This is a genomic window from Corynebacterium sp. MSK006 (genome assembly GCF_030232385.1).
In the GTDB taxonomy this organism is placed as follows: Bacteria; Actinomycetota; Actinomycetes; order Mycobacteriales; family Mycobacteriaceae; genus Corynebacterium; species Corynebacterium frankenforstense_A.
In genome coordinates this window covers 210,125-231,330 of sequence record NZ_JASPJZ010000002.1, presented here as the reverse complement: position 1 = coordinate 231,330, position 21,206 = coordinate 210,125, and the positions used below count along the sequence as shown (strand labels likewise).

Annotated in this window: 21 protein-coding genes; 17 read left to right on the top strand and 4 right to left on the bottom strand. The window is 72.6% G+C overall.

What is annotated here, in order from left to right; genetic code table 11:
• The first annotated feature begins 90 nt into the window (after nt 1-90).
• Complete coding sequence (gene folC, locus QQA02_RS02440; RefSeq protein WP_502870963.1) at nt 91-1,650, top strand: bifunctional tetrahydrofolate synthase/dihydrofolate synthase; 1,560 nt, start codon at nt 91-93, stop codon at nt 1,648-1,650.
• A complete protein-coding gene (locus tag QQA02_RS02435) occupies nt 1,647-2,084 on the top strand; it encodes a DUF4233 domain-containing protein (RefSeq protein WP_284863191.1) in 438 nt (145 codons plus the stop codon). Before folC ends, QQA02_RS02435 begins: the two co-directional genes overlap by 4 nt.
• Nucleotides 2,085-2,188: 104 nt before the next feature.
• Here the strand turns inward: QQA02_RS02435 and QQA02_RS02430 are convergent, their stop codons facing one another.
• A complete protein-coding gene (locus tag QQA02_RS02430) occupies nt 2,189-2,551 on the bottom strand; it encodes a hypothetical protein (RefSeq protein ID WP_284863190.1) in 363 nt (120 codons plus the stop codon).
• Nucleotides 2,552-2,650: 99 nt separating this feature from the next.
• Between QQA02_RS02430 and QQA02_RS02425 the strand changes: the two genes are divergently transcribed.
• Nucleotides 2,651-2,932 carry a hypothetical protein gene (locus QQA02_RS02425; protein ID WP_284773527.1) on the top strand — a complete coding sequence of 94 codons (282 nt, stop codon included), beginning with the start codon at nt 2,651-2,653 and terminating at the stop codon, nt 2,930-2,932.
• A gap of 24 nt (nt 2,933-2,956) precedes the next feature.
• Here the strand turns inward: QQA02_RS02425 and QQA02_RS02420 are convergent, their stop codons facing one another.
• Complete coding sequence (locus tag QQA02_RS02420; protein WP_284863189.1) at nt 2,957-4,576, bottom strand: purple acid phosphatase family protein; 1,620 nt, start codon at nt 4,574-4,576, stop codon at nt 2,957-2,959.
• Between the two features lie 156 nt (nt 4,577-4,732).
• Between QQA02_RS02420 and ndk the strand changes: the two genes are divergently transcribed.
• Complete coding sequence (ndk, locus tag QQA02_RS02415; RefSeq protein WP_284773523.1) at nt 4,733-5,143, top strand: nucleoside-diphosphate kinase; 411 nt, start codon at nt 4,733-4,735, stop codon at nt 5,141-5,143.
• 165 nt (nt 5,144-5,308) lie between these two features.
• Here the strand turns inward: ndk and QQA02_RS02410 are convergent, their stop codons facing one another.
• Both QQA02_RS02410 and QQA02_RS02405 read right to left on the bottom strand, forming a co-directional pair.
• The gene (locus QQA02_RS02410; protein ID WP_284863188.1) at nt 5,309-6,010 is read right to left on the bottom strand and encodes a thioesterase family protein; all 702 of its coding nucleotides are present in this window, start codon (nt 6,008-6,010) and stop codon (nt 5,309-5,311) included.
• An 82-nt stretch (nt 6,011-6,092) separates the two neighbouring features.
• Entirely contained in the window at nt 6,093-6,863 is a 771-nt protein-coding gene (locus tag QQA02_RS02405; RefSeq protein ID WP_284863187.1) for a hypothetical protein, read from the bottom strand.
• Between the two features lie 304 nt (nt 6,864-7,167).
• On the opposite strand from QQA02_RS02405, the gene QQA02_RS02400 reads away from it, so the two are divergent.
• From QQA02_RS02400 to QQA02_RS02340, 13 genes are all read left to right on the top strand, one after another.
• Nucleotides 7,168-10,734, top strand: coding sequence for a translation initiation factor IF-2 N-terminal domain-containing protein (locus QQA02_RS02400; protein WP_350309448.1), 3,567 nt, complete (start codon nt 7,168-7,170; stop codon nt 10,732-10,734).
• Between the two features lie 217 nt (nt 10,735-10,951).
• Nucleotides 10,952-11,257 carry a 50S ribosomal protein L21 gene (rplU, locus tag QQA02_RS02395; protein ID WP_284773518.1) on the top strand — a complete coding sequence of 102 codons (306 nt, stop codon included), beginning with the start codon at nt 10,952-10,954 and terminating at the stop codon, nt 11,255-11,257.
• Between the two features lie 45 nt (nt 11,258-11,302).
• Entirely contained in the window at nt 11,303-11,602 is a 300-nt protein-coding gene (gene rpmA / locus QQA02_RS02390) for a 50S ribosomal protein L27 (protein ID WP_075664361.1), read from the top strand.
• Between the two features lie 122 nt (nt 11,603-11,724).
• Nucleotides 11,725-13,245, top strand: coding sequence for a GTPase ObgE (gene obgE, locus QQA02_RS02385; RefSeq protein ID WP_284863185.1), 1,521 nt, complete (start codon nt 11,725-11,727; stop codon nt 13,243-13,245).
• Nucleotides 13,246-13,260: 15 nt separating this feature from the next.
• Nucleotides 13,261-14,385, top strand: coding sequence for a glutamate 5-kinase (proB, locus tag QQA02_RS02380; RefSeq protein ID WP_284863184.1), 1,125 nt, complete (start codon nt 13,261-13,263; stop codon nt 14,383-14,385).
• 14 nt (nt 14,386-14,399) lie between these two features.
• Nucleotides 14,400-15,323, top strand: a complete 924-nt coding sequence (locus QQA02_RS02375) for a D-isomer specific 2-hydroxyacid dehydrogenase family protein (RefSeq protein ID WP_284863183.1) — start codon at nt 14,400-14,402, stop codon at nt 15,321-15,323.
• 5 nt (nt 15,324-15,328) lie between these two features.
• The gene (locus QQA02_RS02370) at nt 15,329-16,246 is read left to right on the top strand and encodes a D-isomer specific 2-hydroxyacid dehydrogenase family protein (protein ID WP_284863182.1); all 918 of its coding nucleotides are present in this window, start codon (nt 15,329-15,331) and stop codon (nt 16,244-16,246) included.
• 36 nt (nt 16,247-16,282) lie between these two features.
• Nucleotides 16,283-17,584, top strand: coding sequence for a glutamate-5-semialdehyde dehydrogenase (locus QQA02_RS02365; protein ID WP_284863181.1), 1,302 nt, complete (start codon nt 16,283-16,285; stop codon nt 17,582-17,584).
• A gap of 4 nt (nt 17,585-17,588) precedes the next feature.
• The gene (locus QQA02_RS02360) at nt 17,589-18,425 is read left to right on the top strand and encodes an alpha/beta hydrolase family protein (RefSeq protein WP_284773511.1); all 837 of its coding nucleotides are present in this window, start codon (nt 17,589-17,591) and stop codon (nt 18,423-18,425) included.
• A gap of 9 nt (nt 18,426-18,434) precedes the next feature.
• Nucleotides 18,435-19,091: a nicotinate-nucleotide adenylyltransferase gene (nadD, locus tag QQA02_RS02355; protein WP_284773509.1), complete on the top strand. Its 657-nt coding sequence runs from the start codon at nt 18,435-18,437 to the stop codon at nt 19,089-19,091.
• A gap of 52 nt (nt 19,092-19,143) precedes the next feature.
• Complete coding sequence (gene rsfS / locus QQA02_RS02350; RefSeq protein WP_284773508.1) at nt 19,144-19,608, top strand: ribosome silencing factor; 465 nt, start codon at nt 19,144-19,146, stop codon at nt 19,606-19,608.
• Nucleotides 19,609-19,621: 13 nt separating this feature from the next.
• Entirely contained in the window at nt 19,622-20,338 is a 717-nt protein-coding gene (locus QQA02_RS02345; protein WP_284863178.1) for a histidine phosphatase family protein, read from the top strand.
• Nucleotides 20,335-21,144, top strand: a complete 810-nt coding sequence (locus QQA02_RS02340; RefSeq protein WP_284773506.1) for a DegV family protein — start codon at nt 20,335-20,337, stop codon at nt 21,142-21,144. Before QQA02_RS02345 ends, QQA02_RS02340 begins: the two co-directional genes overlap by 4 nt.
• The last annotated feature ends 62 nt before the right edge of the window (nt 21,145-21,206 follow it).

Here is a 21,206-nt window from a genome sequence, read left to right as displayed (position 1 = left end):
GACGACGGTTCGATTGACGACGCCGCGTCGGGCTCGACGCCCGGCGCCGCGGGCGCCCGTGAGCGCAGCGACGCCGAGCTCGCCGAGGCGATGCTCGCCGGCGAGGCGCTGACCGCCGAGGAGCTGCACCGCCTGGAGAAGGCCGAGGAGAACCTCGGCGCCGGGGCCGACGCCTCGGCCGGCGTGCACCTCGACGAGACGGGCCTGAGCCTGCCGATCGACATGGCCGAGGAGGCCGGTCCCGCCGAGGACGTCGCCATCGAGGAACCCGTCACCGAGGAGGACCTCGCCGCCCTGGCCGAGGTCGAGGCCGAGCTCAACCAGCGCTGGCCCGAGACCAAGATCGACCCGACCCTCGAGCGCGTCGAGGCCCTGATGGACCTGCTGGGCTCGCCCCAGAACGCCTACCCGGTCATCCTCGTCGCCGGCACCAACGGCAAGACCTCCGTGGTACGCATGGTCGAGTCGCTGCTGCGCGCCTTCCACCGGCGCACCGGACGCACCACCAGCCCGCACCTGCAGCAGGTCACCGAGCGCATCGCCATCGACGGTGTGCCCGTGCACCCGCGCCGCTACGTGGAGACGTGGCGGGAGATCCGGCCCTACGTCGAGATGGTCGACGAGCGCTTCGGCGTGCCGATGAGCAAGTTCGAGGTGCTCACCGCCATGGCCTACGCCGCCTTCGCGGACGCGCCGGTGGACGTCGGCGTCGTCGAGGTCGGCATGGGCGGGCGCTGGGACGCCACCAACGTCGTCTCCGCCCAGGTCGCCGTCGTCATGCCCGTCGGCCTGGACCACACCGAGTACCTCGGCGACACCGTCGGCGAGATCGCCGGGGAGAAGGCCGGGATCATCAAGTCCCGCTGGGACACCGACGACCTGCTGACCCCGCCGGACAACATCGCGATCCTCGCCGAGCAGGAGCCCGAGGCGATGGAGGTGCTGCTGCGCCGCACCGTCGAGGTCGACGCCGCCGTGGCCCGCGCGGGCGTCGAGTTCGGCGTGGAGTCCGCCGGCGTGGCCGTCGGCGGGCAGACCCTGACCATCCGGGGCCTGGCCGGCGAGTACACCGACATCTTCCTGCCGCTCTCGGGCGAGCACCAGACCCGCAACGCCGCGGTCGCCCTGGCCGCCGTCGAGGCGTTCTTCGGCGCCGGGGCCGGCCGCCAGCTCGACCAGGACACGGTGCGTCGCGGCTTCGCCCAGGTCACCTCGCCGGGCCGCCTCGAGCGGGTGCGCTCGACGCCGACGACCTTCATCGACGCCGCCCACAACCCGCACGGTGCGCGTGCCCTGGGCGCGGCGCTCGAGCGCGACTTCGACTTCCGTCGCCTCATCGGCGTGGTCGGCATCCTGGCGGACAAGGACGTCCGCGGGATCCTCACCGAGCTCGAGCCGCACCTCAGCGAGATCGTGTGCACGGCCAACACCTCGCCGCGCGCGCTGAACGCCGAGTTGCTGGCGGAGATCGCCCGCGAGATCTTCGGCGAGGAGCGCGTGCACGTCGCCGCCGCCCTTCCCGGGGCGGTAGAGTTGGCCTTCGAACTGGCCGAGGACGCCGACATGCAGTCCGGCTCCGGCGTCATCGTCACCGGCTCGGTGGTCACCGCCGGTGAGGCCCGCACCCTCTTCGGAAAGGAACCCGCGTGAGCGACAGGTCCGCGAACGAGACCGCCGGGGTCGAGTACGGCCCGCTGGGGCCCGGACACGCCCCGGAGAAGGACCCGCTCAAGGGCCTGCGCGGCGTGATGGCCGGCACCCTGGTCATGGAGGCGATCAGCTTCGCGCTGGTGCTCACCGTCATCCTGCGCGTCGACGGGGGCGCCTACTGGACCACCGTCAACTGGGTCTCGGTGACGGTGCTCTCGCTGGCCTTCCTGGTGCTGGCCTTCCTGCAGCGCTACAGCTGGGCGACGACGGCGGTCGTGGTGCTGCAGGTCGTCGCCCTGGCGGGCTTCCTCATCCACCCGTCGATGGGCATCGTCGCGCTGCTGTTCATCGCCGTGTGGGCCTACATCCTCTACCTGCGCTCCAACCTCATCGAGCGCATGCGGCGGGGGCTGTTGACCACCCAGCACATGTAGACGCGGCACCCGCGCCGAGGTCCCGCACGCGGAACCTGTACCCCCGGTCACCACCGGGGGTTATTCTTTTGCCGGGCGACAGTCTCCTCCGTCAGCCGCCCGCATCAGAGACCACGGCGAGAGGACGGCGGGACCATGTCGGCCGAGAACGAATTCCGCGGACCCGACGGCGGGGCCCCGGCCACTGAGGGGCAGCCCGGCGGGCCCGGCGCCGGCGTCATCGCCGTGCTGGCGGTCGGCGTCGTCGCCGTGCTCGCGGTCGGCGTCGTCGCGGTGCTCGCGATCGTCGGGGTCCTCGGCTGGCTCAGCTGGAGCCGCTTCAACGTCGGCGCCCCCGAGACGACGGCGCCCACCAGCTCGCCGCTGATCTGGGTCTCGCCGTCTTCGGCGCTGTCTTCGACGACGTCGACCTCGGCGACGGCGACGTCCTCGCCGGAGCGCACGACCGAGACCACGGCACCGACCACGACGCTCCACGCGCAGGACCTGCCCGAGTACGACGCGGAGCTGCAGTACCTCGACGACAAGTGGGAGCACTACCGGGCGCTGGCGGCCTCCGGGGAGCTGTGGCTCTACGCCCCGACGGGCAGACCGTCGACGAGACCTACAACCGGGCGTTCTACTACCTGCTCACGGACAAACACAGCGCCAGGTACTTCTGGGACATCGAGGGGTCGAGCCTCGAGGAGGTCCGGGAGAAGGTGGGGGAGAAGCGTGAGGAGATCGACGAACTCGAGCAGCGTTTTCTGGCGCGCGAGCCGCTGGACTCCACGGTGCACATCGGCTTCGAGGACGGCACCGAGTTTTACTCCGACGGCACCTACTCCGGCGAGCAGGGCGGGCGCTGACCACCCGCCCGGCCGGAGGGCGCGCTAGACCAGGCCCAGGCGGGCGAGGAACTCGCGGGTGCGCGCGTCGATGTCGGCCAGGTTGCCGGGGTGGCCGAGCACGGCGGCGATCGCGCCGATCAGGCCGAACAGGGTGATCCCGCCGAGCACGCCGGCGGCGATGATGCCGCCCTCGGAGGAGCCCGAGGAACCGGAGGAGCCGTCGGCGCCCGGCTCACCGGGCTTGCCCGGCTTGTCGTCGCCACCCTGGTCGCCCCCGTCGCCCCCGTCGCCGTTGTCGCCGGGCTCACCCGGCTCCTCGGGCTCGTCCGAGTGGTCGAGGGTGAACTCGTCGACGAGCGAGCCGTCCTCGACGTTGCGGGTGGTCACCTTCAGCGTGTCGTCGTCGACCTCGATGTTGGTGTAGTCGGGGGTGTAGTCCTGGTCCCACCAGGCGGTCGACTCGTGCGGCAGGCCCTGCTCGGCGGCCTCCTCGCGGGTGATGCCCTTGTGGCGGTCGGAGCGGGTCGGGCCGGCCAGGTCGTAGAACTTCGAGCCGCTCGAGGAGCTGCCGGTCAGGTAGAGCGTCTGGCCCTCCTCGGGGTGCAGTCTGTCACCGGGGCCGGCGGCCTCCTCCGGGACGACCGGCTCCAGGCCCTCCATCAGGTGGGTGCGGGTGTGGATGTGGTCGTGCCCGCTGAGCACCAGGTCCACCCCGAGCTCGGAGAGCACCGGCGCGTAGGCCTCGCGCTGGGCGGTAACGTCCGAGTCGAAGTAGTGGTAGGCCTGGCTGAACGGCGCGTGGTGGTAGGTCACGATGACCCAGTCCTTGTCGGCGCCGTGCTCGGTGACGGTCTCGCGCAGGTAGTTGACGTTGTTCTGGATCTGCTGGGCGCCCGTCACGTTCGAATCGAGGGCGACGACGAGCGCGTTGTTGTGCTCGAAGTAGTAGTTGCGCGCCGAGCCCGGGGCCCGGTTGGGCATGTTGAACTGCTCGTCGAAGAGCTGCGGGGCGAAGACCTCGTGGTTGCCCATGATCGTCGCGGTCGGCAGGCTGCGCAGCTGCTCGGGGCTGTGGAACTCGTCGTACTCGTCGAAGCTGAACACGTTGACCTGGTCGCCGCCGGAGAGCAGCCAGGAGGCGTCCGGGTGCGCGGAGGTCATCGTGTCCACGGTGGTGCGCCACTGCTCGCCGTCGGCGGCGGCGTCGCCGCTCGCGCCGATCTGCGGGTCGCCGACGTAGAGGAAGTTCCAGGCGCCGTCGAAGGACTCGGTGGTGTACTCGACCGGCGCGCTCCAGCCGGAGGCCTCGCTGCCGACGCGGTAGGTGTAGGAGGTGTCGGGCTTCAGGCCGGTGACGGTGGCCGTGCGCGACTGGCCCACGCGCGAGTTCAGCTTCTGCTCGGCGGGGACCTGCTCGGCGGACTCGAGGTCCTCGCCGGCCGGGGCGATCTGGACGTACTCGGTGCCCGTGGCGGAGCTGCGCCAGGACAGGTTCAGGCTGGTCTCGTCGGGGCCGGGAGTGATCATCAGGTCCGCGGCGCGGTGGGTGATCCCGCCGGCGCGCTCCTGGGCGTCGGCGGGGACGACGGCGAGGCCGAGGGCGAGGGCGAGGGCGGTGACGCCGGCGGTCGCGCGGCGCTTCGGGGAAGAAATGAGAGTCATGTTCAGCAGGAGATCACGCCGGGGTTACCGCAGGGTTAAGCCCCGACGAATTCTTGTGAGGCACCTGTGAGGTTCCCACCAATCCGGGGGACCGCACGGGTCCGGGCGCGCCTCCGGGTGCGGCGGGTCAGGGGGTGCTCCGGTAGGGTGTCGGCCATGACTGAACGCACCCTCATCCTCATCAAGCCCGACGGCGTCCAGCGCGGCCTCGTCGGCGAGATCATCTCCCGTATCGAGGCCAAGGGCCTCAAGCTGGCCGCCCTCGACCTGCGCGTGACCGACCGCGAGACGGCCGAGAAGCACTACGAGGAGCACAAGGACAAGCCGTTCTTCGGCGAGCTGGTCGACTTCATCACCTCCGCGCCGCTGATCGCCGGCGTGGTCGAGGGCGAGCGCGCCATCGAGGCGTGGCGTCAGCTGGCCGGCGGCACCGACCCGGTCTCCAAGGCCGCCCCGGGCACCATCCGCGGCGACTTCGGCCTGTCCGTGGCCGAGAACGTCGTCCACGGCTCGGACTCCCCGGAGTCCGCCGAGCGCGAGATCGGCATCTGGTTCCCGAACCTCTGATCCGCACCTGAACCGCCCCCGCCTGACGCGGGGGCGTTTTTCATGCCCTGCACGCCGTCATGTCTGCTGCGCCGTCACGCCCTGCGCACCGTCACGCCCTGCGCACCGTCAGGCACTGGTTGGCCCGGCCGACCGGGCCGTGGACGTCGTGCAGCACCGAGCTGGTCAGCCCCACCCCGTCTGGGCCCAGGAGACCGTCGTGTCCAGCCCCGTCCACTCCGGGTCCGGGCGGCGGAAGAGGTGCACGGTCAGGTCCACGTTCGGGAAGGCCCACTCGCCGGGCTCACCGCGCGGCGCGACACCGTTGGCCGCGTCGACGCGGGCGATGAACTCGGCGACGTCGTGGCTTTTCTCCCCGGCAACCAGCGTGTTCGGGGAGGTGATCCACGTCGTCGAGGCCCCGGGGCGCGGCGTGGAGACCTGCCGGGAGACGATCTGGGCGATGAACCCGCCCGGCCAGGTCGCCGTCATGTCGCGTTCCTCTCCCACGTGCGGCGGCTCGATCGCCGCCTCCTCGACCCCGGTGCCCGTGCTCGAGTCGAAGGCCGCCAGGTACCAGGCCCGTGCGGTGAGCACCGGCCGGCCCCCGCTGGTCATCGTCGCCTGCACCAGCTCGATGGTGCGCCCGGGGCGGAGAACCTCGACGTCGACCCCGAAGCCGGTGAACGGCAGGCGCCCGAGGATGTCGAAGCTCACCCGCGCGAGCTGGTCCGGCGCGCCGTCGCACCGCGCGTTCTCCATCTCGTGGACGAGCAGCCCGGCCAGCGGGGCGAAGTAGTGGTCCTCGTCGGACCAGGCGCCACCGGCGTGCGCGGTCGGCTCGAAGGTGCGCGCGCCGGTGCGCACGAAGAATGATTCGTCTGCCATGCCCCGAGCCTATGGGGCGCGGACAGGTCCATGTGTGCTTTCGTCCACAATTTCCGACGCCCCGGTGGTCGACGTCGGCGCGTCAGCGCCCCTCGTGCAGCGCGTGCAGCGTGTGCGCGCCGGTGCGCGTCAGCTCGACGAACACCTCGGCGCGCCGGTCGCCGGCGTCGATGTCCGACGTCGCGACGAGCCCCTCGCCGCGCAGCGCCCGCAGGGCGGGGGCCAGCGCCTCCGCGGAGTCCTCCTCGGCGATCCCGAGGGCCCGGCCGAGCAGCCAGGTGCGCACGCGGATGCCGTCGACCGCGCCGAGGCGCACCAGGGTGCCGAGCACGTCGAGGTGCGCCTCGGCCGCGCGCAGGCGGGAGTCGGTGACGTCGGCGATGTCGCCGGCGGCGACGATGGCCTTCAGCCTGCGCCTGCCCGCGCGGCTCTTGCGGCGGTAGCCGGCGCGCAGCGAGAGGGCCGCGGCCGCCCCGGAGGCGACACCCAGTCCGGCGGCGGTCACCCACAGCGGCAGGTCGAGCGCGCCGGCGGGTACCAGCTGGCCGACCGCGGGGCCCAGCAGGGTGACCGCGGCGGGCAGCAGGAACGCCTTGCCGTCGAAGTCGGTGGGCGCGAGCGTCTTGAAGTCGTAGCCCTCGCCGTCGGCGAAGGCCCTCGGCTCGGCCAGGTCGACGGCGATGAGCATCACGGCGAGCACCGCGAAGCCCACCACCGAGGCCCCGAGGTGCATCGCGGCCGTGGACACCCCGGCGCCGACGGCGAAGATCGAGGTCGCCGTCGCCGAGGGGGTGAGCGTCTGCGGCAGTGCCGGGGGAGCGGCGGGGCTGCGGCGGACGGGCTCATTGTTCATCGGGGCCAGGGTAGCGCCGGGGACCGCGGCGCGCGCCGGGCCGCGCCCCGCGGCCAAACGCCGGGGCGTGTGTCAGAATGGTGGGCGAGGCGGGTGCGCCCCGCCGCACGCGGGGCACGGCCCCGCCACACAGACTCATAAACAACCCGCCCACGGTCGGCCCTCCCCTTCAAGAGGAGACGTCCGGGCCGGGGTCCCGCGTCCCGAGCGGCGGCGGCGGTCCAGGTGGACCGTCTGCGCCCGGGGCGGGGCCCCGCGGACCCGCGCGCGCCGAGCGACCGTCAGAGCACAAGGAGACATTCCCGTGGCCAAGAGCCCGAAGAAGAAAACTGAAGAAGCCGTGGACACCGCGGAAAACCAGGCCCCGGAGCAGACCGGGGGGAAGAAGTCGGCCGGCACCCGTCGCCGTGCGACCAAGCGCACCCGCAAGCGCTCCGTGAAGCGCCCCGCCGGCGAGGCCGCCGAGACGACCGCCGCCGAGTCCGCGCCCACCACCGAGGAGGCCGCGGGAACCGCGGAGGCCGAGAAGCCGGCGAAGAAGACCCGACGCAAGGCCACCCGCACGACCACGAAGAAGGCCTCGAAGTCGAAGGCCGGGAAGGACGTCCCGAAGAAGGGCGCGAGGAAGTCGTCGAAGAAGGCCGCCGAGACCGTGTCGGTCCCGGAGGCCAACGCGACGCTGGCCGCGCGCCTGGACCGCTCGCAGCTGGGGGAAAAGACCCGCGTCCACGCCCTGGCCAAGATGATCGGGCTCTCCTCGCGTGAGCTCGTCGCCGCCCTGGCCGAGCTGGGTCTGAAGAAGGTCGCCCAGTCCTCGCTCTTCCGCGAGGAGGCCGACCGCGTCCTCGACGCGGTCGCCGCCGCTGCGCCCGCAGCCGAGGAGTCCGCGAAGGACGAGAAGGCTGAAAAGGCTGAAAAGACCGAGGAGCCCAAGAAGGCCAAGCGGACCCGGAAGACCAAGCGGACCAGGAAGGCCGGCAAGCCTGAGGCCGTCGAGGAGAAGACCGAGGACCAGGCTGCCGACTCCGGGAAGACCGAGGCCGCCGCCGATGCCGCAGACACTTCCGCCGCCTCCGACGCCGAGAGCACCGACGGCCGGGACGACGCCGAGCTGGCGAACATCCGCGTCCAGGTGGAGAACAACGTCGCCAACGAGATCAACCAGATCGAGCGCAAGGTCGACGACGAGCTCAAGGACAAGGCCACCGCCCGCGACGCGGACTCGCCGGTCTTCCTCTCCCCGGGCGAGGAGGCGGACATCTCCGACGACTCGGACAACAACTCCGCCGACAACGACCCCGACTCGGACTCCGAGGACAACACCGAGGACAACGCCGGCCAGGACGACGACGCCCCGCGTTCCCGCCGCTCCTCGCGCCGTCGCCGCGGCCGCCGCGGCACCGGCCGCGGTCGCGGGCGCCGCGCGACGTCGGCAAGCGACGACGGCCACGACGACGCCGTCACGGACGCGGACGCCCACGCCCCGCACGCGGAGAGCGCCGTCGAGCACGCGCTCGACGAGTCCGAGGGCGAGCTGCCCGACGAGCCGGTGGCGCTGAAGGGATCCACCCGGCTGGAGGCGAAGCGCCGCCGCCGCAGCGAGCGCCGCGAGGAGGCCCGCCAGCGCCGCCACGTGCTCACCGAGGAGGAGTTCCTGGCCCGGCGCGAGTCCGTCAAGCGCGAGATGGTCGTGCGCGAGCGCACCCGCAGCGACCACCCGGGCACCGTGGTGCAGGTCGGCGTGCTCGAGGACGAGATGCTCGTCGAGCACTTCGTGACCTCGGAGACGCAGTCGACGATTATCGGCAACCTCTACCTGGGCCGCGTGCAGAACGTGCTGCCGAGCATGGAGGCCGCCTTCATCGACATCGGCCAGGGCCGCAACGGCGTGCTCTACGCCAGCGAGGTCGACTGGCGCTCCGCGGGCCTGGGCGGGCGTTCGCGCCGCATCGAGCAGGCGCTGAAGTCCGGCGACCAGATCGTCGTCCAGGTCACCAAGGACCCGGTCGGCCACAAGGGCGCGCGCCTGACCACCCAGATCTCGCTGGCCGGCCGCTTCCTGGTCTACGTGCCGGGCGGGCGCAGCGCGGGCATCTCCCGCAAGCTGCCCGTGCCGGAGCGCAAGCGCCTCAAGCAGATTCTGCGCCACGTCATGCCCGAGCACGGCGGCGCGATCATCCGCACCGCCGCGGAGAACGTGCCCGAGGAGGCCATCGCCGCTGACGTGCGCCGCCTGCACCGTCAGTGGGAGGACATCCAGGAGGCCGCCAAGCGGGAGAAGAAGTCGAAGGGCTCACGCCCGGTGACCCTCTACGAGGAGCCGGACATGCTGGTCAAGGTGGTCCGCGACCTCTTCAACGAGGACTTCACCCGTCTGATCGTCGACGGCGAGCGCTCCTGGAACACCGTGCAGAACTACGTGCACTCGGTGGCCCCGGACCTCGAGGACCGCCTCGAGCGCTTCGACCGCCGCGAGCACGGCAACCGCGACGCCTTCGAGGTGCACCGCATCGACGAGCAGCTGCAGAAGGCGCTCGGCCGCGTGGTCTTCCTGCCCTCCGGCGGCTCGCTGGTCATCGACCGCACCGAGGCGATGACCGTCATCGACGTCAACACCGGCCGCTTCACCGGCTCCGGCGGCAACCTCGAGGAGACGGTCACCCGCAACAACCTCGAGGCCGCCGAGGAGATCGTCCGCCAGCTGCGCCTGCGCGACATCGGCGGCATGATCGTCGTCGACTTCATCGACATGGTGCTGCCGGAGAACCGCGACCTGGTGCTGCGCCGCCTGACCGAGGCGCTCGGCCGCGACCGCACGCGCCACCAGGTCTCCGAGGTCACCTCGCTGGGCCTGGTCCAGCTGACCCGCAAGCGCCTGGGCACCGGCCTGCTGGAGACCTTCTCCACGCGCTGCGAGTGCTGCGACGGCCGCGGCATCATCCTGCACGAGGACCCGGTCGAGGAGGACGAGAAGGCGCGCCGCCACGAGGAGCGCGACCGTCGCCGCCGCCACGACCGCGACAAGGGCCAGGGCTCCGGCGACTCGCACCGTAAGGACTCCAAGGAGAAGGACTCCAAGGAGATTGACGACGCCGCGCACGAGGGACGACCGTCGCGCCGGCGCCGTGGGCGCGGCGCGGGGCGTGCCTCCGACGAGGAGCTCGAGAAGCTGGCCGCCAGCGTCGTGGCCGGCGGCGACGAGGCCCCCGAGGAGGATTCGCAGGATTCGCACGAGGAGCGCGAGGGCCGCGGTTCGCGGGCCCGTCGCGGCCGGCGCGGCCGCCGTGGGCGCGGTCGGGGCCGGGGCCGCGAGCGTTCCGGCGAGGACCGGAACGAGGAGCGCGGCGACGCGGGCGTCGAGGAGATCACCCGCATCGTCGACCACGCCCTGAGCCAGGCCGACGCCGAGGACCCGGACGAGCCCTCGGGCGCGGACTACGAGTCCGCCCTCGAGGAGTTCGAGAAGTCCCCGCGCCGCAAGCGCCGCACCCGCGGCAACTCGCGTTCGGACCACCGGCCGCGCCGGGAGGACTTCGAGAGGAAGGCCGAGCCGGAGCACCGCGAGCCCGAGCACGACGCCGGGCGCGACTCGGATGCCGACTCCGACGCCGGGGACTCCGCCGCGGAGACCGCGAAGTCCACGGAGACGACGGTCGTCCGCGGGCGTCGTGGCCGCCGCAGTCGCCGGGCCGTGCGCCGCACCACGCGCCGCACCGGGCGCGAGCCGGAGCACAAGACCGAGCCGAAGCGGAAGGCCGAACCGGCCCGCGAGCGCAAGTCCGAACCGGCCCGCGGGGAGGCCCGCCGGGACTCCGGCGCGCAGCGCGGACGGCGCCGCGGGCGCCGGCGCGCGACGCGTCGACGCGGCTAGCCGGGGCGTACCCCGGGCGGAACGTGGTTTGTCTTTTCGCGTGTGCCTGGGGTAGCCTTTGACAGTCGCTGCTCCGGACGGGCTTTTCGGCCCCGCGCGGGTTTTCCGCGCCCTTCGCACGGGAGGGTCCGGCGCACCAGAACACATCATGTACCAGTCAGGCCCGTCGACGGGATCCTGAACCGAGATTCGAGATTTTTAAAGGGGTAGCCCGCCTATGTACGCGATCGTCAAGACCGGCGGCAAGCAGTACAAGGTCGCTGAAGGTGACCTCGTCAAGGTCGAGAAGATCGAGGGTGAGCCGGGCGCGGCCGTGGCTCTCTCCCCGGTTCTGCTCGTCGACGGCGCCGACGTCAAGGCCAAGGCCTCCGAGCTCGAGGGTGTCAGCGTTGACGCCGAGATCGTCGAGCAGACCAAGGGCCCGAAGGTCAAGACCATGAAGTACAAGAACAAGACCGGTTACAAGCGCCGCGTCGGTCACCGTCAGAAGCTGACCGTCCTCAAGATCAACTCCATCAAGTAAGACGCTCAGAGCGCGCAAACTTTCCCGCGAAGGAGGGAATTCCACATGGCACACAAGAAGGGTGCTTCCAGCTCCAGCAACGGCCGTGACTCCAACGCCAAGCGCCTCGGCGTCAAGCGTTTCGGCGGCCAGCTCGTCAACACCGGCGAGATCCTCGTCCGCCAGCGCGGCACCAAGTTCCACCCCGGTGAGAACGTCGGCCGCGGCGGCGACGACACGCTCTTCGCCCTGAAGGCCGGCGAGGTGCGCTTCTCCACCAAGCGCAACCGTCGCGTGGTCAACGTCGACGAGGTGTCCCTCGAGGCCGCCCCGGAGGCCGAGGCCACTGAGGCCGCGACCGCGTAACACCCGGTCCACCTACACCGCAGAGCGCGGGTCCGCCTTCACCGGGCGGGCCCGCGCTCTTCTGTAGGCTCGCGTGCGTCACCTGCAGGCGAGTCGCCCGAGAGAACCAGGAGAGTCCCACCATGGCCCGTTTCGTCGACCGCGTCGTGCTGCACCTGACCGCCGGCGACGGCGGCCACGGGGCGGCGTCGACCCACCGCGAGAAGTTCAAGCCGCTCGGCGGCCCCGACGGCGGCAACGGCGGCCACGGCGGCGACATCCTGCTGGAGGTCTCCGAGCGCGTGCACACGCTGCTCGACTTCCACTTCCGCCCGCACATCAAGGCCGAGCGCGGCGCCAACGGCGCTGGCGACCACCGCAACGGTGCCCGCGGCGAGGACCTCGTCCTCCCGGTGCCGGTGGGCACCGTCGTGACCACCGAGGACGGCGAGCAGCTGGCGGACCTGACCGAGCCGGGCACCCGCTTCATGGCCGCCGAGGGCGGCTACGGCGGCCTGGGCAACGCGGCGCTGGCCTCCGCCAAGCGCAAGGCCCCCGGCTTCGCGCTCAAGGGCGAGCCCGGCGAGCAGCGCGACCTCGTCCTGGAGCTGAAGTCCGTCGCCGACGTCGGCCTGATCGGCTTCCCCTCCTCGGGCAAGTCCTCGCTGATCTCCGTGCTCTCCGCGGCCCGGCCCAAGATCGGCGACTACCCCTTCACCACGCTGCAGCCGAACCTCGGCGTGGTCAACGTCGGCCACGACACCTTCACCGTCGCCGACGTGCCCGGCCTGATCCCGGGTGCGAGCGAGGGCAAGGGCCTCGGCCTGGACTTCCTGCGCCACATCGAGCGCACCGCCGTGCTCGTCCACGTCGTCGACACCGCCACCCTCGAGCCCGGCCGCGACCCGGTCAGCGACATCGAGGCCCTCGAGAACGAGCTGGCCAACTACCACTCGGCGCTGGCCGCCGACTCCGGCCTGGGCGACCTGGCCGACCGCCCGCGCGTGATCGTACTCAACAAGGCCGACGTCCCCGAGGCCGAGGAGCTCGCCGAGTTCGTCCTGCCGGAGCTTCAGGAGCGCTTCGGCTGGCCCGTCTTCATCATCTCGGCCGTGGCGCACCGCGGCCTGGAGCCGCTGAAGTACATGCTGCTGGAAATTGTCGACGCCGCCCGCGCCGAGCGCGCGGCGCGCGAGAGCGCGCGCCCGCACGTGGAGGCGCAGGTGCTGCGCCCGCGCGCCGTCGACAAGAAGGGCCGCGGCGAGTACGAGGTCGTGCCCGACCCGGAGGAGCCGGGTGCCTTCCTCGTGCTCGGCGACCGCCCGGAGCGCTGGATCATGCAGACCGACTTCGAGAACGACGAGGCCGTCGGCTACCTGGCCGACCGTCTGGCGCGCGCCGGCGTGGAGGACGCGCTGCGCGAGGCCGGCGCCGTCGAGGGCGCGACGGTGACCATCGGCGGCATCAGCTTCGACTGGGAGCCGCTGACCGGCGCCGGGGTGGACCCGACGGACTCCGCGCGCGGCACCGACGCCCGCCTGAGCCGCACCACGCGCCGCTCGGCCGCCGAGCGCAAGCGCGCCTCCCAGGCCCGCCGCGGCCTGATCGACGAGTACCAGTACGACGAGAACGAGACCGCCGACCGCGAGCGCTGGCAGGGCTAACTAGCATGTTCACCCATGAGTGAAACGTCGGATGTGCGCGCCCGCATCGCCGCGGCGCGCCACGTGGTGGTCAAGTTCGGCTCCTCCTCGCTCACCGGGCCCGACCACCTGGTCGACACCGCCCGCATCGACCGCTTCGTCGACGCCCTGCACGACCGCATGGCCCGCGGCGGCGACGTCACCGTCGTCTCCTCGGGTGCCGTGGCCGCCGGCATGGGCCCGCTGGGCCTTGACACCCGGCCGGCCGACCTGGCGACCAAGCAGGCCGTCGCCGCCGTCGGCCAGGCCCACCTGGTCAATGCCTGGTCCGCCAGCTTCGCCCGCTACGGTGTGACCGCAGCGCAGGTGCTGCTCACCTCCGGCGACGCGGGGCGGCGCGACCGCGCCCGCAACGCCCAGCGCACGCTGGGCCGGCTGCGCCGGCTCGGCACGGTGCCCGTCATCAATGAAAATGACACGGTGGCCACCAGCGAGTTCCGCTTCGGCGACAACGACCGGCTGGCCGCGATCGTCGCCAATCTCACCAAGGCCGACGCGCTGATCCTGCTCAGCGACGTCGACGGCCTCTACGACCACAACCCCGCCGACCCGGGCGCGCGCTTCGTGCCCGAGGTGCGCACCGGCCACGACCTCAACGGCGTGGTCGCCGGCGCCGGGGGAGCGGTGGGCACCGGCGGAATGGCCTCCAAGGTCTCCGCCGCGCGCCTGGCCACCCGCGGCGGCGTGCCGGTGCTGCTGACCTCGGCGGGAAACATCGCGGACGCCCTGGGCGCCGCGGGCGTGGGCACCGTCTTCCACCCGCGCCCCGAGCGCGCGCTGTCCGCCTGGAAGTTCTGGGCCCTCTACGCGGCCGACGCCGAGGGCACCCTCGTGCTCGATCGCGGCGCCGTCGACGCCGTCACCGCCGGCGGCACCTCGCTCTTGCCGGTGGGCATCACGGCCGCCGAGGGCGAGTTCTCCCGCGGCGACATCGTCGACATCCTCGGCCCCGACGGCCAGGTCGTCGGCCGCGGCGAGGTCAACTACGACGCCCCCGTGCTGCGCGGCATGCTCGGCCTGCACAGCGGCGAGCTGCCGCCCGCCCGCCGCCGGCCCGTCGTGCACGCCGACTACCTGTCCAACTTCGCCTCCCGGCTCTAGTTAGTCTGGGCGGCATGAAGTTCACCATGCTGCCCGCCGTCTGGCCCGAACCCGTCGCCGAACTCGAGGCGGCCGGCCACGAATACGCCCGCGACCTCGACGAGGCCGAGTTCCTCGTCTGGTCCGGCGGCGCAAACGGCTTCCCGCGCCTGCCCGAGTCGGTCGGCTTCGTCCAGTACGTCTTCGCCGGCGTGGAGCACCTCATCGGCGCCGGTGTGATCGACGGCTCGGTGCGCTGGGCCAACGCCGGCGGCGTCTACGCCCGCCCCGTCGCCGAGACCGCCCTGGCGCTGCTGCTCTCCCAGCTGCACCAGCACAAGGCCGCCGCACTCGCGGCCTCCTTCGACGCGCGCTGGGACCTCGACGCCGCCCAGGGCTGGCTCTTCCGCGGGCCCACCGTCGCCCTCGTCGGCGCCGGCGGCATCGCCCGGGCGCTGATGGAGCTACTCGAGCCCTTCGGCTGCCGCATCATCGCCGTCAACAACTCCGGGCGCGAGGTGCCCGGCGCCGACGAGACGCTGGCGGCCGCCGAGGCCTACGCCGACGGGGAGTTCTGGTCGCGCGCCGACGCCGTCGTGCTCTCCGCGCCCCTGACCGGGTCGACCCGCGGCCTCGTCGACGCCGCCGTGCTGCGCTGCATGAAGGACTCCGCGGTGCTGGTCAACGTCGGCCGCGGCCCGCTCGTGGACACCGACGCCCTGGCCGCGGCCCTGCGCGACGGCGAGATCGCCGGCGCCGGCCTCGACGTGACCGACCCGGAGCCGCTGCCGGACGGCCACCCGCTGTGGGCGCTGCCCAACTGCACCATCTCCCCGCACATCGCCGCCACCGACCGGGTGGCGCGCCACCTGATCGGCCCGCAGATCGTGGCCAACGCCGCCGCTTTCGCCGCCGGGGAGACCATGCCCACCGAGGTCGACGTCGAGGCGGGATACTGAGAGCCATGAGATACGTCATGCTGCCCGAGCCCTGGGAGGAGACCGAGGCGGACCTCGCCGCCGCCGGCCACGAGCGCGTCGAGGACCTCGACCAGGCGGACTTCCTGCTCTACACCGGCTACTGGGACGCCTTCCCGGAGCTGCCCGACAACATCAGGTTCGTCCAGACCGCCTTCGCCGGCCTCGACGCGCTGGTGAGAAACGGCCAGCTCGACCCGAAGGTGCGCTGGGCCAACGCGGCCGGCTGGTACGCCGACAGCGTGGCCGAGTCGACCCTCGGCCTGCTCCTCGGCGTGCTGCACGAGCACAAGCTGGCCACCCAGGCCGGCTCCTTCGACGTCGTGCCGCGCATCCAGGCCCGCTCCCGCTTCCTCTTCCACGAGATGACCGTGACCGTGCTCGGCGCCGGCGGCATCGGCGAGCGCCTCATCGAGATGCTCGAGCCGTTCCACACCCACGTCATCGCCGTCAACACCTCCGGGCGCGAGGTCCCCGGCGCCCACGAGACGGTGGCGCTCTCTGAGACCGGCGACGCCGTGTGGGGCCGCACCGACGTGCTGGTCAACCTGCTGCCGCTCACGGACGCCACCCGCGGCGTCGTCGACGCCGACCTGCTGGCCGCCCTCAAGGCCGGCTGCATCGTGGTCAACACCGGCCGCGGCGGCACCGTCGACACCGACGCCCTGGTCGCCGCGCTCGCCTCCGGTCACCTGGGTGGGGCGGGCCTGGACGTCACCGACCCGGAGCCGCTGCCCGAGGACCATCCGCTGTGGGCGATGGACAACGTGCTGATCACCCCGCACACCGCGAACACGCTGCCCAACATGCACCGGGTCACCGGCCCGCGCACCCTGGAGAACATCGCCGCCTTCGAGGCCGGCGAGCGCATGCCCACCGAGGTCGACGTCGCCGCCCAGTACTGAGCCCCGGGCCCGCCGGGCGCACTACACTCGTGGGCCATGACCGCCGACCAGACCCACGACGAGACCCCCGAGCGCCGCCGCGAACGCGAGGAGGTGCTCGCCGCCGCCCGCGCCGCGCGCGCCGTCGCCCCCGCGATCGCCTGGCTGAGCAGCGACGAGAAGAACGCCGCGCTGCACGCCGCCGCCGACGCCCTCGAGGTGCGCACCGACGAGGTCCTCGCCGCCAACGCCGCCGACGTCGAGGCCGGCCGTGCCGCCGGGATGAACGAGTCGCTGATCGACCGCCTCAGCCTCGACGCCGTCCGGGTCTCCGGCATGGCCGTCGGCCTCCGCCAGGTCGCCGCGCTCACCGATCCCGTCGGCGAGGTCCTCGGCGGGCACGTGATGGGCAACGGCATCCGCATGCGCCGCGTGCGCGTGCCCCTCGGCGTGATGGGCATGGTCTACGAGGCCCGCCCCAACGTCACCGTCGACGCCTTCGGGCTCGCCCTCAAGGCCGGCAACGTCGCGCTCCTGCGCGGCTCGCGCTCGGCCCGGCGCTCCAACGAGGCCCTGGTCGCCGTGCTGCGCGACGCCCTCGAGGCCTCCGGCCTGCCCCGCGAGGCCGTCCACCTGCTGCCGTGCGAGTCCCACGGCTCCGTGCGCGACCTGGTCACCGCCCGCGGGCTCGTCGACGTCGTCATCCCGCGCGGCAGCGCGAAGCTCATCGAGACCGTCGTGCTGGGTGCCACGGTGCCCGCCATCGAGACCGGCACCGGCAACTGCCACGTCTACGTCGACGCCTCCGCCGACCTCGAGCAGGCCATCGCCATTGTGCTCAACGGCAAGACGCGCCGGCCGTCGGTGTGCAACGCCACCGAGACCGTCCTGCTCGACTCCTCGCTTGACGACGCCGCGCAGCTCGCCGTGGTGCGCGCCCTCCAGGAGGCGGGGGTCACCGTGCACGGCGACGTCGACCAGCTCGCCGCCTTCGGCGCCCGCGACCTCGTCGCCGCCGACGAGCACGACTGGGGCGAGGAGTACCTGTCGATGGACATCGCCTGCGCCGTCGTCGACGGCGTGGACGGGGCCATCGCGCACATCGCGCGCTGGACCACGGGGCACACCGAGGCCGTCTGCGCCGAGTCGCGCCGGGTCTGCGAGCGCTTCACCGCCGAGGTCGACGCCGCGGCCGTCATGGTCAACGCCTCGACGGCCTTCACCGACGGCGAGCAGTACGACATGGGCGCCGAGATCGGCATCTCCACCCAGAAGCTGCACGCCCGCGGCCCCATGGCCCTGCCGGAGCTGACCAGCACCAAGTGGATCCTCGAGGGGGACGGCCAGACCCGGCCCTGATCTGATGAACCTCGCCGCCACCGCCAGAAGAGCCGCTCTCGCCGCCGCCAGCGCGCTGGTCCTCGCCGGGACCGTCGCTCCCGTGGCCGACGCCGCCGCGCCCACGCCTGCTGCGCCCGCGCCCGAGACCTGCCGCGACGTCGCGGTCGTCGCCGCCCGCGGCACGGACCAGACCGACCCCGACTTCGGCGACGAGGGGGAGACCCTGCGCGGGCTGCTCGACCTCGCCGAAGCCCGCCACCCGGGACTCTCCTCGCGTGCCGAGCTCATTGCGCTCGACCGCGAGGTCTACCCGGCCACCCTGGGCCTGCCACAGCTGGCCGAGGAGGGCGAGCAGCTCAGCCCCGCAGACACGGCACGGCGCGCCCTCGAGGTGATCCCGGAGCTCGGCCAGGTCCACGCCACCGACCCGCGCGCGACGATCGAGGCGCTGCCCGGCCACCTTGAGCGCCGCGAGGCCGAGACCGGCTGCCGGCCCGACTACGTGCTGCTCGGCTACTCGCAGGGCGCGACGGTGCTCACCGGCCTGGAGGCCCGCCTGCACGCGCAGGGCCGGCTGCGCGGGGTGATCTACCTCGGCGACCCGCACGCGCCCCGCGGAGCCCTGCGCGGGCTGCCGGAGCTCATGGGCACCCCGCGCGTGCCCGCCGGCGAGGTCGAGCGCGTGGAGTACTGCCTGCCCAAGGACTTCAGCTGCGACTTCTCCGCGGAGGCCGCCGCGCTCGCCCTGGGCGACGGCGGCGGCCCGCACGACACCTACTTCACCGGCCGCCCGGAGCACGCCCCGCGCGAGGCGGAGGTCGCCGACGCCCTGGCACGCATGGTCGACGGAAACGTATAGTTCCGTTCCATGACTAGCCCGAACGGCGCAGCGCGCCAGCGTGTCGGCATCATGGGCGGCACCTTCGACCCGATCCACCACGGCCACCTCGTCGCCGCCAGCGAGGTCGCCCACCGCTTCGCGCTGGACAAGGTCATCTTCGTGCCCACGGGCAATCCGTGGCAGAAGGCGGACCGTCAGGTCTCCGACGCCGAGGACCGCTACCTGATGACGGTCATCGCCACCGCCTCGAACCCGCGGTTCTCTGTCAGCCGCGTCGACATCGACCGCGGCGGGCCCACCTACACCGTGGACACCCTGACGGACCTGCGCGCTCAGTTCCCGGACGCCGAGCTGTTCTTCATCACCGGCGCGGACGCCATGCGCTCGATCGTCACCTGGCACGACTGGGAGTCCATGCTCGACCTCGCCCACTTCATCGGAGTCACCCGCCCCGGCTACGAGCTCGACGAGGCCGTCGTGCCCGAGGTGCACCGCGAGCACGTCTCCCTGGTCGACGTGCCGGCCCTGGCGATCTCCTCGACCGACTGCCGCGAGCGCGCCGCCGCGGGTGCCCCGGTCTGGTACCTGGTGCCCGACGGGGTGGTGCAGTACATCGCCAAGCGCCGGCTCTATTCGACCGCCGGCGAGGACCGTCTGACCAGCCCGCATTCGCGGCGCCAGTGACGACGTGCAAAGATCGGGGTGAACAACCCTATCCCTAGACAAGAGGAACTGAGTGACTGTCTCCGAGGAATCCCGTCGGCTCGCGTCCGTGGCGGCACTGGCCGCCGACGACAAGCAGGCCGAGAACACCGCCGTCATCGACGTCTCCGACGTCCTGGCCATCAGCGACGCCTTCGTGATCGCCTCCGCCGGCAATGAGCCCCAGGTGCGCGCGATCGTCGAGGCCGTCGAGGACGCGATGTCCGAGGCCGGCGCCGAGCCGCTGCGCCGCGAGGGAAACCGCGAGTACCTCTGGGTCCTCCTCGACTACGGCGGAGTCGTCGTGCACGTCCAGCGCACCGCGGAGCGCGAGTTCTACGGCCTGGACCGCCTCTACCGCGACTGCCCGCTCATCGAGGTCGAGGGCCTCGAGCCGCCCGAGCGCCCCGGCCGCTGGGCCGACGAGGTCGACCCGAAGGACGCCGAGTCCGTCGAGGACCTGCCGCTGGCCGCCGAGGCCCCCGGCGTGGGCTTCTAGCCGGAAGCCTTCCATGGGCAGGCGACTGATCATGGTCCGCCACGGGCAGACCACCTACAATGCGACCCGGCGGATGCAGGGCCATATCGACACCGAGCTCTCCGAGACCGGCCGCGGGCAGGCGCGCCGGGCCGCCGAGCTGCTGCGCGGCGCGGGCATCAGACGGATCCTCTCCTCCGACCTGGAGCGCGCGGCCACCACGGCCGAGGCGATCGGCGAGGCGCTCGGCCTCGAGGTGCGCCGCGACGCCCGCCTGCGCGAGACCCACCTGGGCGAGTGGCAGGGCCGCACCGGCGCCGAGGTCGACGCCGAGCTGCCCGGCGCGCGCGCCCACTGGCGCCACGACGCCTCCTGGGCCCCGCCCGGCGGCGAGTCGCGCCTGGACGTCGCCCGCCGCGCCCGCCCCGTCATCGACGAGGAGATGGCCGCCTGGCCGGAGTGGGAGGATTCCGCGCTGCTCGTCGTCGCGCACGGCGGGGCGATCTCCGCGCTGACCTCGGACCTGCTCGGCTTCGCGGTGGACCAGTACCCGCTGCTCTCGGGCCTGGGCAACGGCTGCTGGGTGCAGCTGACCGCCCGCCCGCGCTACCGCCCGGAGGAACCCGCCGCCGGCGCCGCATTCACCCCGGAGACCGTCGGGGACGCCCAGTGGTACCTCGACGGCTGGAACCTCGGTTCCACCGGCGCGGTCGAGGGCAACGTCGACATGGGGGAGGGGAGCGCCCGGTGAGCGTGCGCATCGTCACCGACTCCTCGGCCGGACTGCCCCCGGGCGTGGCCGAGGAGCTCGGCATCACCGTCATCGACCTGCACGTGATGAGCACCGACGAGGGCGCCTCCACCGCGGGCCTGTCCTCGCTGGAGCTGTGCGCGGCCTACGCCCGCCAGCTCGAGCGCGGCGGCGACGACGGCGTGGTGGCTCTGCACCTGTCCAAGGAGCTCAGCTCCACGTGGTCCTCGGCGGTGGCCGCCGCGGCCATCTTCGACGACGCGGTGCGCGTGGTCGACACCGGCGCGGTCGGCATGGCCGTCGGCGCCGCGGCGATGGCCGCCGCCCGCCTGGCCCAGGACGGCGCGGGCCTCGACGAGTGCTACGCGCTGGCCGTCGACATCCTCGACCGTTCGGCGACGTGGGTCTACCTGCACCGCCTCGACGAGCTGCGCCGTTCGGGCCGCATCTCGACGGCCACGGCGGTGCTCTCCACGGCGCTGGCCAGCAAGCCGATCATGCGCATCGAGGACGGCAAGATCGAGCTGGCAGCCAAGACGCGCACCCAGACCAAGGCCTTCAGCAGGCTCGTCGAGCTCATCCTCGAGGGCGCCGAGGGCGAGCCCGTCTTCGTCGCCATCCAGGAGAACGAGGCCCGCGAGTCCGGCCGTCGCCTCTCCGAGATGCTCGAGGAGGTCCTCCCCGAGGGTTCCACGGTGATGATGGTCGAGCTCAGCGACGTCCTCGCCGTCCACGCCGGCCCCGGCTCGCTGGGCGTCAGCGTCGTCTACTCCAACCACCTGAAGGATCTCGACCTCGGCCTGTGAGCTTGTGGATGGACCCGCACCATCCACAGCCGCGCTCCGCCCGCACGCCGCGGGACCGTCCG

Excerpts from the sequence above, each read along its gene's own strand:
- folC (WP_502870963.1), top strand. The coding sequence starts at position 91 with ATGCTCGCCGGCGAGGCGCTGACCGCCGAGGAGCTGCACCGCCTGGAG.
- QQA02_RS02375 (WP_284863183.1), top strand. The coding sequence starts at position 14,400 with ATGAAGTTCACCATGCTGCCCGCCGTCTGGCCCGAACCCGTCGCCGAA.
- obgE (WP_284863185.1), top strand. The coding sequence starts at position 11,725 with ATGGCCCGTTTCGTCGACCGCGTCGTGCTGCACCTGACCGCCGGCGAC.
- rpmA (WP_075664361.1), top strand. The coding sequence starts at position 11,303 with ATGGCACACAAGAAGGGTGCTTCCAGCTCCAGCAACGGCCGTGACTCC.
- QQA02_RS02420 (WP_284863189.1), bottom strand. The coding sequence starts at position 4,576 with ATGACTCTCATTTCTTCCCCGAAGCGCCGCGCGACCGCCGGCGTCACC.
- QQA02_RS02365 (WP_284863181.1), top strand. The coding sequence starts at position 16,283 with ATGACCGCCGACCAGACCCACGACGAGACCCCCGAGCGCCGCCGCGAA.
- QQA02_RS02345 (WP_284863178.1), top strand. The coding sequence starts at position 19,622 with ATGGGCAGGCGACTGATCATGGTCCGCCACGGGCAGACCACCTACAAT.
- QQA02_RS02405 (WP_284863187.1), bottom strand. The coding sequence starts at position 6,863 with ATGAACAATGAGCCCGTCCGCCGCAGCCCCGCCGCTCCCCCGGCACTG.
- nadD (WP_284773509.1), top strand. The coding sequence starts at position 18,435 with ATGACTAGCCCGAACGGCGCAGCGCGCCAGCGTGTCGGCATCATGGGC.
- QQA02_RS02370 (WP_284863182.1), top strand. The coding sequence starts at position 15,329 with ATGAGATACGTCATGCTGCCCGAGCCCTGGGAGGAGACCGAGGCGGAC.
- rplU (WP_284773518.1), top strand. The coding sequence starts at position 10,952 with ATGTACGCGATCGTCAAGACCGGCGGCAAGCAGTACAAGGTCGCTGAA.
- QQA02_RS02410 (WP_284863188.1), bottom strand. The coding sequence starts at position 6,010 with ATGGCAGACGAATCATTCTTCGTGCGCACCGGCGCGCGCACCTTCGAG.
- QQA02_RS02360 (WP_284773511.1), top strand. The coding sequence starts at position 17,589 with ATGAACCTCGCCGCCACCGCCAGAAGAGCCGCTCTCGCCGCCGCCAGC.
- ndk (WP_284773523.1), top strand. The coding sequence starts at position 4,733 with ATGACTGAACGCACCCTCATCCTCATCAAGCCCGACGGCGTCCAGCGC.
- proB (WP_284863184.1), top strand. The coding sequence starts at position 13,261 with ATGAGTGAAACGTCGGATGTGCGCGCCCGCATCGCCGCGGCGCGCCAC.